This is a genomic window from Acidovorax sp. KPB24-07, from assembly GCF_057543315.1.
The window spans coordinates 1-10,841 of sequence record NZ_BAAJYS010000119.1; the positions used below are offsets into that span (position 1 = coordinate 1).

At 64.5% G+C, this 10,841-nt stretch carries 10 protein-coding genes; 7 read left to right on the plus strand and 3 right to left on the minus strand.

Going from position 1 to position 10,841, the window contains the following annotated elements; translation table 11 throughout:
• From AC27IQ_RS13485 to AC27IQ_RS13495, 3 genes are all read left to right on the plus strand, one after another.
• On the plus strand, positions 1–417 hold a 417-nt coding region (locus AC27IQ_RS13485), incomplete at its 5' end, for a helix-turn-helix transcriptional regulator (RefSeq protein WP_487089763.1).
• Between the two features lie 199 nt (positions 418–616).
• On the plus strand, positions 617–1,345 hold the full coding sequence (locus AC27IQ_RS13490) for an alpha/beta fold hydrolase (protein WP_487089764.1): 729 nt from the start codon (positions 617–619) through the stop codon (positions 1,343–1,345).
• Positions 1,346–1,428: 83 nt separating this feature from the next.
• On the plus strand, positions 1,429–2,193 hold the full coding sequence (locus tag AC27IQ_RS13495) for an OmpW/AlkL family protein (RefSeq protein WP_487089765.1): 765 nt from the start codon (positions 1,429–1,431) through the stop codon (positions 2,191–2,193).
• 192 nt (positions 2,194–2,385) lie between these two features.
• On the opposite strand, the gene AC27IQ_RS13500 is transcribed toward AC27IQ_RS13495, so the two are convergent.
• From AC27IQ_RS13500 to AC27IQ_RS13510, 3 genes are all read right to left on the minus strand, one after another.
• A complete protein-coding gene (locus AC27IQ_RS13500; protein WP_487089766.1) occupies positions 2,386–5,019 on the minus strand; it encodes a DEAD/DEAH box helicase in 2,634 nt (877 codons plus the stop codon).
• A complete protein-coding gene (locus AC27IQ_RS13505) occupies positions 5,016–5,981 on the minus strand; it encodes a HamA C-terminal domain-containing protein (RefSeq protein ID WP_487089767.1) in 966 nt (321 codons plus the stop codon). Before AC27IQ_RS13505 ends, AC27IQ_RS13500 begins: the two co-directional genes overlap by 4 nt.
• A gap of 502 nt (positions 5,982–6,483) precedes the next feature.
• Positions 6,484–7,395: a LysR family transcriptional regulator gene (locus AC27IQ_RS13510; protein ID WP_272549877.1), complete on the minus strand. Its 912-nt coding sequence runs from the start codon at positions 7,393–7,395 to the stop codon at positions 6,484–6,486.
• A 113-nt stretch (positions 7,396–7,508) separates the two neighbouring features.
• Between AC27IQ_RS13510 and AC27IQ_RS13515 the strand changes: the two genes are divergently transcribed.
• The 4 genes from AC27IQ_RS13515 (at position 7,509) to AC27IQ_RS13530 (ending at position 10,682) form a co-directional block, all read left to right on the plus strand.
• The gene (locus tag AC27IQ_RS13515) at positions 7,509–8,501 is read left to right on the plus strand and encodes a 2Fe-2S iron-sulfur cluster-binding protein (protein ID WP_487089768.1); all 993 of its coding nucleotides are present in this window, start codon (positions 7,509–7,511) and stop codon (positions 8,499–8,501) included.
• Between the two features lie 83 nt (positions 8,502–8,584).
• A complete protein-coding gene (locus tag AC27IQ_RS13520; protein ID WP_487089769.1) occupies positions 8,585–9,850 on the plus strand; it encodes an aromatic ring-hydroxylating dioxygenase subunit alpha in 1,266 nt (421 codons plus the stop codon).
• Positions 9,851–9,853: 3 nt separating this feature from the next.
• On the plus strand, positions 9,854–10,345 hold the full coding sequence (locus AC27IQ_RS13525) for an aromatic-ring-hydroxylating dioxygenase subunit beta (RefSeq protein WP_284430368.1): 492 nt from the start codon (positions 9,854–9,856) through the stop codon (positions 10,343–10,345).
• 13 nt (positions 10,346–10,358) lie between these two features.
• Complete coding sequence (locus AC27IQ_RS13530) at positions 10,359–10,682, plus strand: non-heme iron oxygenase ferredoxin subunit (protein ID WP_272566083.1); 324 nt, start codon at positions 10,359–10,361, stop codon at positions 10,680–10,682.
• The last annotated feature ends 159 nt before the right edge of the window (positions 10,683–10,841 follow it).

Genomic DNA, 10,841 nt, shown 5'->3' on the forward strand with positions numbered 1-10,841 from the left:
CTGCAGGCCGAGCACCTGGGCGGCCTGTTGTCGCTGGCCTGCGGCACTGCGCCCGAGGTGCCGCCCCAGCCCGGCCTGCTGCAGCGCATCGAGCACTGCGTGCGCCAGCGCTTTGGCGAGCACGGCCTCGCCGCCGCCGACGTGGCCGATGACGTGGGCGTGTCGCTGCGCACCCTGCACCGCGCCCTGTCGGCGGGCGGCAGCACCTTTGCGCTGCTGCTCATGCGCGAGCGCATGGCGGTGGCGCAGCGCATGCTGCATGCGCCCTCGCATCGGCACCTGACGGTGGCCGAGATCGGCCGGCGCGCGGGCTTCCTGGACCCGTCGCACTTCGCACGCGCCTGTCGCCAGTGGTGCGGCAGAACCCCCGCGCAGGAGCGCTGCGCGCCAACGCAAGCCTTCGCCAGTCCGCACTGACACGGGCTGGATTCAGTCGGGCAACCAGGCAAGGGTCGCCGCAGACAGTGCCGCAGCACGGCCAGGCGGAGCCAACGGCCTGCGCCGGTTAAAGGCGAGCCGCACGGCACCCAGCGTCCGCCACGTTGGCACGCATCGGCCATCCACGGCCCGGCAGGCGCGACACCATGGGTCTCCCACCACACAAGGAGACAACGACATGGCGGACACCTACGTCCTGGTCCACGGCGCCTGGCACACGGGCGACACGCTGCAAGCCACCGCGGAGCACCTGCGCACACGCGGCCACACCGTGCACTGCCCCACGCTGCCGGGCAACCGCCCTGGCGATGGCACGGCCCCGCTGGGCCTGCAGGATGCGATCGACGGGCTGGTGCAGTTCCTCGCGTCGAACGACCTGCGCGAAGTGCGGCTTGTCGGCCACAGCTACGGCGGCATGCTGCTGTCCGGCGCCGCCGACCGCGTGCCCGAGCGCATCCGGCGGCTGGTCTATGTGAACGCCTTCGTGCCGCTGCCCGGCGAGGCCCTGTGCGACATGGCACCTCCGCACTACCGCGCCCTGTTCGAGGGCCTCGCGGCCGCTGGCGGCGGCGGCGTGCAACTGCCCTTCGAGGTCTGGCGCGAATGCTTCATCAACGACGCCGATGCCGATCTGGCGCGCAGCACCTACGCCCTGCTGCACCCGCAGCCGCTGCGCTGCCTGACCGACCCCATCGCCCTGTCGCAGCCCACCGCCGCGCTGGCGCTGGGCAAGTCGTACCTGAACTGCCGCGAAGACACCGCGCTGCCCCACAGCCTGCCCTGGCACCCGCGCCTGTCGGAACGGCTGGGCCTGTTCCGCTACGTGGAGGCGGGCGGCAGCCACGAGGCGCTGTTCACCGACCCCGAAGGCTTCGCACGCGGCATCGAGCGGGCCGGCCGGGACTGATCGGCAGGTGCCGCTGCGGCGCCAACGCGCAGCACGGCAAGGCGAAGCGAAGACACAGACAAATCAATTCAGGAGACGACACCATGCAAGGCATTGCACCCCACCACATCACCGCGCGATCTTTCTCGGCGCGGCCCGCTTGCCCAGGCGCCCGGGCACGCAAGGCCGCCGCTGTCTTGGCCGTGGCAGCCGCTGTCGGCAGCCTCATCGCCGCACTGCCCGCACAGGCGCAGGCGCAGACCCCGGCATCGCCGGATGCGTCGCCGCCGTCGCCCTGGCGCATCTACGCAGGCCCCGCGCACATCGGCTTCAGCACCTCGGCCGAAGTGCGGGCCGGCGGGCAAATCGTGCCCGGCGCCAGCGCCAAGGCCGACTCCAACGACAGCATCGGCTTCGGCGCGATCTACGACTTTCACCCAGGCTGGAGCGCCGAACTCGCCCTGGGCCTGCCGCCCACCACCGCGCTCAAGGGCACCGGCGCCCTGGCTGGCGCGGGTACGCTGGGCCAAGTGAAGTACGGCCCCGCCGTGCTGTCCGTGCGCCGCCAGCTGTGGGAGGGCGGCCCCGTGCGGCCCTACATCGGCGCCGGCATCAACTACACGCTGGTGCTGGAATCCCGCGACGGCTTCGTGTCGGACCTGAAGGTGAAGAACGGCATTGGCCCCGTGCTGCAGGCCGGCTTCGAGGTGCCGCTGGACGCACGCTGGAGCTTCTTCGTGGATGCCAAGAAGATCTGGCTCAAGACCACGGCGACTGGCACGCTGCCGGCACTGGGCGGGGCGCCTGCACATGCGAAGGTGCGGCTGGATCCGCTGGTGGTGACGGCGGGGGTGGGCTATCGGTTTTGAGGGGGCTTGTGTTGGTTCGGGTGAGCCGGTGGACAAGGCGTATCGGGGTGAGGCTCCGATACGTCGCTGATCGCTTTTGAAAGACTGCTTGGCAGCGTAATTCGACGTTCGGGCGAGCGACGCGAACGACCACCGGTCGCGCAGCTTGGCGGTCGAACACAGCTGAACGTGGACGGCGCGCTTTGAAGCACATCAATCTGCGGCCGCTACAGGCGCCAACAGCTCCTTGGTACGAAGTTCTGCCAAGACTAGCCCAGACAGCTGGGAGAGCATGTCCTCAGGCTGGGCCCGTATCCACTCCTTTACCTTATCTGGGGTGAGCGAGGAGTCGGTAATAAGACCAGCCACGGCAGCTGCAGTGATGCGAGACAGCCCGAACTCGACCAGGGATCTACCAGTCGTTGTTGACACGCCCAGCTCTAACGCGAGCGAGAAGTCATAGACTTCCCCCACGCGCTCGGCATATCCTTTTTCCAAAAGCACAAACTTCAGCAGGTCTACGTAAGCCTTTGCCCACTGAACGAGCGTGAAGCGGATGGTCTGCTCAATCGTAACGAACATGTCACGGATAGCGCCGTCAACGACCGCCTGTTCTGGTGGCTTCCTTATAGACTGTTTAGCAGTAGTGAGCTTGAACCTAACTGCTTCGTTTACTAGTTGAGTCAACGCGTCGCCGCGCATCCACTTGAGGGCAGTCACTGTCACGTGGTTCACATAGCCTCTCATGCCTTTGTTCTCATCGCCCTTCAGCTTGGCTCTGCCGAGGTGCTTGTAGAGACGTCTGAAGATGGCGTTGTAGACCTCATACGCGTCGGATGAAGGGTTCACAGGCATCAACTTCGCGAATTCTTTCTTGTGAACGCCCTGCCGAAGGCGCTTGAGCAGACTGGCGAGGGCCACTGGCTCGACCATCCAGCTGCTTGTCAGAACCGACTCAGGCAGGCCAAGGTTGGCCAACGCCCGGTCAGCGGAGGCAGACAGCTGCTCGCGTTTCTCGAGCGTCAATGACAGGTTCGGACGTCCCAAAAGCGATTCAAGCGAGCCTTGCGCCGCACGTAACAGCACCAGACCCGCCGCAGCTGTCGTGCGCTGCGCAGAACGCTTACGCTCTTCGTCAGGTTCCGGTTCGGCTGCGGCATCCAAAAGTCCGACCACCGCATCAAAGTCTTCCTCAATGGTTTCTTTGAAGGCCACCTTCAGTTGGAAGGGCTTGCGCTCAGTCAGGAGCTTGTGCTCCCACTTTTCGTAGTTGACCAAGAACACGTTGCCTACAACTTCCTCGCCGAGGCGACCGGCTCGGCCGGCGAAGTTCCACAGCGACGCTTCCTCGAGAAGCTCGCCCCTGTTGCCTCGAGTGGGCGTGTCGATGAAAACGTTTCGTGCGGGCAGGTTGACACCCTGGAAGAGCGTCGTGGTGCAGCACAGGTAATCGAGGTGGCCCTCGCGGAAGCTCGTCTCGATGCCCTCGCGCAGGAGGCTTGGCATGTTCCCGTAATGGAAGGCGACGCCGCGCCGCACAAATTTCGCAAGCGAATAGCGCTTGTGGACATGCTGCTCGATGAACTTGGCCAGCTCATTGAGCGACTCCGTCTCCCTGTCCTTTCGGTTGAGGGCAAGCAGCTCGCTGAGGTCCTCCGCATTCTTGGCACCCGTTGCGTAGACCAGCGATCGCCCAGACGCACCGAACTCTTCGGCGACAGCCGCGAGCTTCTGGTCATCTTCCAAAGCAAAGCCGCGGTTGAACGTGTAGGAGCCAATGGAGTCCAAGCGGTCGGCCGTGACCAGATCAAGATGGACGACGTGTTCGTTCTCCGGCGGGAAGTTGACGCTGATGCGGTTCTGCACGACGGGCGACAGTCCCGTCTCCATAACGTCCAGGTTGTTCAAGCCCACGCTTTCGCCGACTAAGTCGAAGCCTGTCGCGCCTGGTGCCAGGAATAGGAAGCGAGCGCTTGGGCTCGCCTTGCGAATCTTCTCAATGACGTCCTGGAGGATCATCCCGCGGCTGTCGTCTCCAATGGCTTGCGCCTCGTCGACGATGACTAGGTCGATAGCATCGACCAGATCTATCGCCGAGAGCAGCAACTGCGCGCGCTCTTGCGTCAGGACGTAAATCTGCTTTGACCGATGCTCGGGGTCGGGAACGGGGATCGTTGTAATGCGGAGCTCGCTGCTGATCTTCGCAAGTCGACGCTCGAGCTTGCCCTGGATTTCAGCCAGCAACGCACGAGTGGGTGCGATGTACATCGCGACGAAGTTCGCAGCTCGATTTGCTGTCTCGGCCAGGTGCTCGAGGACGACGAACGATTTGCCCGCGGATGTCGGCGCCGAGATGGCAGTTACTGCGCTCGACTTCAGGGTTTCCCAGACGTCTAGCTGAAAGTCTGTTAGCGATATGCGCGACCCGTCCATCTCGACCGATGCGAGCTCCTTCAACAGCGCGCTGCGCAAATGGGTGTGAAACCCTAAGCTGTCTAAACTCTCAGGCTCTAGCTTCTTGAGCCCTGGGAAGTTTCCCAAGCCGGAAAGAATGTGCACAGCCGCGCCGCGAACCTCCGGGCTGTCGAATGCCAGCGATGCGAAGACAGCAATCTGCTGGGCAAGGTCACGGCTTTCCTCGTCATGTGCGAGAGCAAAGACGCTGGCAGAGTTCAACAGTCTGGTCAGCCCCTCGTCGCCAAGCTCTGGCCCGACGATGCCAGCCTTGCTGTCATGCTCAGAGGGTAACGTCGATCGGATGCCCATCGCGCGTAGGCCCGCCAAATCCATCCAGAATGCAGCGTTTTGGCGAATGTCGCCAGAGACTTCAGTGGCGAAGCTAGTCATGGGTTCAGTGCAGCAAAAGCACGCTTGAGTTCATCGACGTCCGGCACTGCGATGAGGAAGACCTCGCACTTCGCCAAATTGACGTTTCTGGCTTGAGCTTGGCGGGCAAGGTTGTCTCGAAATCGCTGGTGCTTTGCCTTGTATAGGGACTCGAGGTGATTCTCGTGAGCGTCGTGGTCTGCCTTAGGGTCGTAGGCCAGCTTGTCTTTGTATGCCTCCTCGCTGATCACCAGGCTTCCGAGGTGCACATCTCGGCGCTTGCGGTGATTGCCGGTGCTCGAGTACGCATCGAAATACGACTTGGCCTCATCGCGCTGAGCACCCTCTAGTGCATCGAGGTTCGACATATCGTTGACAAGTCGAAGCTCGTTGAGCAGCTTGGCTCGATCCGCCTGGTATTCGAAGATCGACTCGATCATGTCTCGTGACGCGTCGGTCGCATTGGGAACAATCTTGGACTCCAGAACGAAGAAGGTGATGGTTCCGTCCTCGTTTGCCCTCACGTGGAGACCGTCAACACCATGCACGGGCATGTTGCTGTTGGTCTTGAGCGCCATCTTCGAACCCACCTGTGCGGCGCCCATGTAGTGAACGGCAATAGCGTAGGAGAGCAACTCACCAAGCTCGCCAAAGCGAGCTTTGTGCTGCTCCGTGAATTTTAGGAGCAGTTGCCGCGCTTCACGCACGAGCCTCGAGTGTGTGGCCGTGCTGCCGCCTGAGCGTGAGGTGGTGCCGGCCTGGTTGGCACGCCGCCTCTTTGTAAGGGGTATTGCGTAGTCGACCAGAAGGTCTGTCAACAGTTCAGCCAGCAACGCAAGCTGCGGTTCGTCTTCGTGCATCCGCAGGTAGATGAGCCGAGGCTGCTCGAGCTTCGGGTCTCCCACTACCTCCCTAAGCACGTTATCGATGCCTGCGATCGGGTCAAGTAGCCCCTCGAAAACGGTCGTTCGCGCGTCAGTCAACTATTTATCCCCCCATGTCATCGTTCGATCTGCCGGATTAGCAATCTTGGATGCCTTCTCCCATGACAAATCGCCAAACTTCTAATCTATAACGCATATTTTCAGCTGAACCCACATCAAAGATCGCTGTGATATCGATGGTTCTAGTTTCCCCTGCTGAGGCCGAGTCTGCCGCATGATCGGCCAGTTGCCTATGGGGCAAACCACTCGCGCGCAACTTAACGGAGGCAGTAAGCGGTGCCGGTCCTGCACTCAGAGTCAGGGCAAGAAGCGCTGACTTTGCGCGCGTGCGCGGCGGGCACGCGTTCAAGCCAACCTAGATAGGCGGCCGTCCCCAAGAGGTCGGCTATACAGCGGGAGCTGCCGTTCGCCAAGGTCTTAGTTACTGACCACAACCAGCCTGTAGGTGACGTTGCGCTACTCTGCTGCACATAGCCAAGCATCGCCGCATCAATATGCCCGGAGATGTGGTGTAAGTCATGAGGACGTGCCATGCACCCCATCACTCCCCTTCCGCAAACATCTCCACCAACACCCCCCGCAGCCACTGGTTCCCCGGATCCCGGTGGTACTTCGTATGCCAGAACAGGTTGATCGCCACCTGCGGCAATTTGGCCGGGTGCGGCGCATAGGCTAGGCCGAAGGGCTCGGCCATGCTCTGGGCCATTTTCTCGGGCACGGTGGCGACCATTTGCGTGGCCTGCAGGATATGGCCGATGGCGACGAAGTGCGGCACGGTGAGCCGCACGTCGCGGGCCACGCCCATGCGCTCCAGCAGTTCGTCCACCTTGCCATGGCCCGTGCCTTCGGAGACGACCACCACGTGCTCCGCCTTGGAAAAATCCGCCAGTGCGATGCTGCGGCGCTTGTGCAGCGGGTGGCCTTCGCGGAACAGGCACACGTAGGGCTGGCGGAACAGCCGGCGCTGGAAGAAGCCGGCCTTGAGCTGCGGCAGCAGGCCCACGGCCAGGTCCACCTTGCCGGCTTCCATGGCGTCCTTCAGGTCGGTGGCTGAATTGCGCACGGTGGTCAGGCGCACGCCCGGGGCCACCTGGGCCAGCCGCTCCAGCAGGCGGGGCAAAAAGTAGATCTCGCCGATGTCCGTCATGCCCACCTTGAACACGCGCCGGCTGGTGGCGGGATCGAACCCCAGCTTGTGGTTGAGGGCGCCGTGGATCATGGCCAGCGCGTACGACACCGACTCCGCCAACTGGTCGGCATAGGGCGTGGGCTGCATGCCCTGGGCCGTGCGCAAGAAAAGCTCGTCGCCCAGCAGGCGGCGCAGCCGCGCCAGCGCGTTGCTCACCGCGGGTTGCGTCAGGCCCAGGTTTTCCGCGGCCTGCGACACCTTGCGTGTGACGAGCAACTGCTGAAAGACCACCAGTAAATTCAGATCGATGTCTTCCAGTTCCACGGGGCACCTTTATTCATCAGCGTGATGCGGTGTATTCACGCCATTCTATTGGCTGATTATCGGATCGCAGGAATGATCGGGGCCATAACAACGACCGTGAGTGAGACAACCCGATGGAACTGCATATCGAGCCGCTGGGCCGCGTGCTGCCCGTGGCACCGGGCGCCAACCTGCTGGAAGTGCTGCGCGAGCACCAGATTCCTGTTTCCTACAGCTGCATGGCCGGGCGCTGCGGCACCTGCCGCTGCAAGGTGCTCTCGGGCGAGGTGATCGATTCCGGCCAGGCGCTGCGCATGCCGCCGCTGGGTGGTGGCGAGGGGCAGTACGTGATGGCCTGCCAGACGGTGCTGAGCGAGTCCTGCACCATCGAGATCCCCGAGCCCGACGAGGTGGTGGTGCACACCGCCCGCACGCTCAAGGCCACGGTGACGGCGGTGGAAACGCTCACGCACGACATCCGCCGCCTGCGCCTCAAGCCGGCCAAGCCGCTGGACTTCTCGCCGGGGCAGTACGCGCAGTTGCAGTTCGGCCCGGGCCTGGTGCGGCCGTATTCGATGGCCGGGTTGCCGCACGATGACGAACTCGAATTCCACGTGCGGCTGGTTGAGGGCGGGCGGGTGTCCACCCATGTGGCCCAGGTGCTGGCCGTGGGCGATGCGGTGCGCGTGAGCGGGCCGCTGGGCTCGGCCTACCTGCGCCGCAAGTACGAAGGTCCCATGCTGTGCGTGGCGGGCGGCACGGGGCTGGCGCCCATCCTCTCCATCGTGCGCGGCGCGCTGGAGTCGGGCATGCCCAACCCCATCCACGTCTATGCCGGCGCCCGATCGGCGCGCGATGTCTACGGCCTGCAGTGGCTGAAAGATCTGCAGCAGCGGCACCCGCAATTGCAGGTGCATGCCGTGGTGGCCGCGGCCGATGCGGCGCCGGGCCAGCGCACGGGCCTGGTCACCGACGCGATCGCGCAGGACTGGCCCACGCTGGAAGGCTGGCGCGCCTACCTGTGCGGATCGCCGCCCATGGTGGAGGCCGTGTCGCTGCTGGCGCGCCAGCGTGGCGTCACCGCCGAGCACCTCTACGCGGATGCCTTCTACGCCAGCACGCCGTGAGGCAGGGGCCAGCGCCCCTTCCTGCGCGCCCTCCCTTCTCTTGATTCGCAGCGCCCCATCACAAGCCCCAAGGAGACAACGCCATGAGTACGCCCCACCCCGTCTTCCCACTGCATCCGACCTGGGAAAGCCCCGGCACGCACCGCGTGCCCTTCGCGGCCTACACCAGCGAGGACATCTACCGCCGTGAGCTGGAGCGGTTCTTCTACCGCGGCCACTGGTGCTACGTGGGCCTGGAGGCCGAGGTGCCGAACCCGGGCGACTTCAAGCGCACCGCCATCGGCGAGCGCTCGGTCATCCTGGTGCGTGGGGAGGACATGCAGCTGCACGTGGTGGAGAACGTCTGCGCGCACCGCGGCATGCGGTTTTGCCGGGAGCGCCATGGCAACCGCAAGGAGTTCGTCTGCCCCTACCACCAGTGGAACTACAAGCTCGACGGCGCGCTGCAGGGCGTGCCTTTCCGGCGCGGCGTCAAGCAGGACGGCAAGGTCCACGGCGGCATGCCGGCGGATTTCAAGCTGGAGGAACACGGCCTGACGCGGCTCAAGGTGGCCACGCGCGGCGGCGTGGTCTTTGCCTCGTTCGACCATGGCGTGGAGTCGCTGGAGGATTTCCTCGGGCCGGTGATCCTGGGTTACTTCGATCGCCTGTTCAACGGCCGCAAGCTCAAGATCCTGGGCTACAACCGCCAGCGCATTCCGGGCAACTGGAAGCTGATGCAGGAGAACATCAAGGACCCCTACCACCCCGGTCTGCTGCACACCTGGTTCGTGACCTTCGGGCTCTGGCGGGCCGACAACAAGTCGGAGCTGAAGATGGATGCGCGCCACCGCCACGCGGCCATGGTGTCCACGCGCGGCGAGGCCAAGAAGCAGTCCGACGTGTCCAACGTCTCCAGCTTCAAGGCCGGCATGCAGCTGGAAGACCCGCGCTTTCTCGACATCGTGCCCGAGCCCTGGTGGGGCGGGCCCACGGCGGTGATGACCACGCTGTTCCCCAGCGTGATCCTGCAGCAGCAGGTCAACAGCGTTTCCACGCGCCACATCCAGCCCGTGGGCCACGATGCCTTCGATTTCGAATGGACGCATTTCGGCTTCGAGGACGACACCGACGAGATGACCGAGCGCCGCCTGCGCCAGGCCAATCTGTTCGGGCCGGCGGGCTTCGTCTCGGCCGACGACGGCGAGGTGATCGAGTTCTCGCAGCAGGGCTTCGAGCAAAAGCCTTTCCATCGTGCGCTGGTGGAGCTGGGCGGCCGGGAGGTGGGAGACACCGACCACATGGTCACCGAAACGCTGATCCGCGGCATGTACGAGTACTGGCGCGGCGTGATGGAAAAGGAGGACTGAACCATGGACGCCCAATCCACCGCGATCGAATTCGCCGACTACTTCGCCCTGCAGCAGCTCTATGCCGACTATGCCGCCGCGCTCGACGCAGCGCAGTGGGACCGGTGGCCGGGCTTCTTCACCGAAGACTGCCTCTACCGCCTGCAGCCGCGCGAGAACCACGAGCGCGGCCTGCCGCTGGCCACGCTGTCGTTCGACAGCCAGGGCATGCTCAAGGACCGCGTCTACGGCATCCGCGAGACACTGTTCCACGACCCGTATTACCAGCGCCACGTGATCGGTGCGCCGATCGTGCGGCAGGCCGGGGAGGGCCGCTGGGCGTGCGAGGCGAACTACGCCGTCTTTCGCACCAAGCTCTCGGAGCCCTCCACGGTGTTCAACGTCGGGCGCTACCTGGACGTGGTGGTGCGCACGCCCGAGGGCCTGCGCTTCGCCCGCAAGGAGTGCATCTACGACAGCGAAATGATCCCGAATTCCATCATCTACCCCATCTGAGAGGAGACACACCATGCCAGCAATCGACACCGGATGGACCGAGGCGACCGCGCGCGCCGACCTGCCCGAGGACGACGTGGTGGGCGTGACCGTCGAGGGACGCGACGTGGCGCTCTACACCGTGGACGGCGAAGTGTTCGCCACCGACAACCTGTGCACGCACGGCAATGCGCGGCTGTGCGACGGTTTCCTGGAGGGGCACGAAATCGAGTGCCCGCTGCACCAGGGCCGCTTCGACGTGCGGGACGGCAGCGCGCTGTGCGCGCCGCTCACCCAGGGCCTGCGCAGCTACCCCGTCCGTGTGGAGCAGGGAACGGTGTACCTCAAGCTCGCCTGACGCGAGGCGGCATGCGCCGCCGTCTCAGGCGGGCGCCGCCAGCGTGCCGCGCGGCGCCTGGAACTGGAACCCCTCCACCACGCTCTTGAGCCGGCCGGCATGCTCCAGCAGGCTGGCCGCCGCGGCGGAGGACTGTTCGACCAGCGCGGCGTTCTGCTG

Coding starts and splice junctions, on each gene's coding strand:
- AC27IQ_RS13490 (WP_487089764.1), top strand. CDS start 617: ATGGCGGACACCTACGTCCTGGTCCACGGCGCCTGGCACACGGGCGAC.
- AC27IQ_RS13500 (WP_487089766.1), bottom strand. CDS start 5,019: ATGACTAGCTTCGCCACTGAAGTCTCTGGCGACATTCGCCAAAACGCT.
- AC27IQ_RS13495 (WP_487089765.1), top strand. CDS start 1,429: ATGCAAGGCATTGCACCCCACCACATCACCGCGCGATCTTTCTCGGCG.
- AC27IQ_RS13525 (WP_284430368.1), top strand. CDS start 9,854: ATGGACGCCCAATCCACCGCGATCGAATTCGCCGACTACTTCGCCCTG.
- AC27IQ_RS13520 (WP_487089769.1), top strand. CDS start 8,585: ATGAGTACGCCCCACCCCGTCTTCCCACTGCATCCGACCTGGGAAAGC.
- AC27IQ_RS13530 (WP_272566083.1), top strand. CDS start 10,359: ATGCCAGCAATCGACACCGGATGGACCGAGGCGACCGCGCGCGCCGAC.
- AC27IQ_RS13515 (WP_487089768.1), top strand. CDS start 7,509: ATGGAACTGCATATCGAGCCGCTGGGCCGCGTGCTGCCCGTGGCACCG.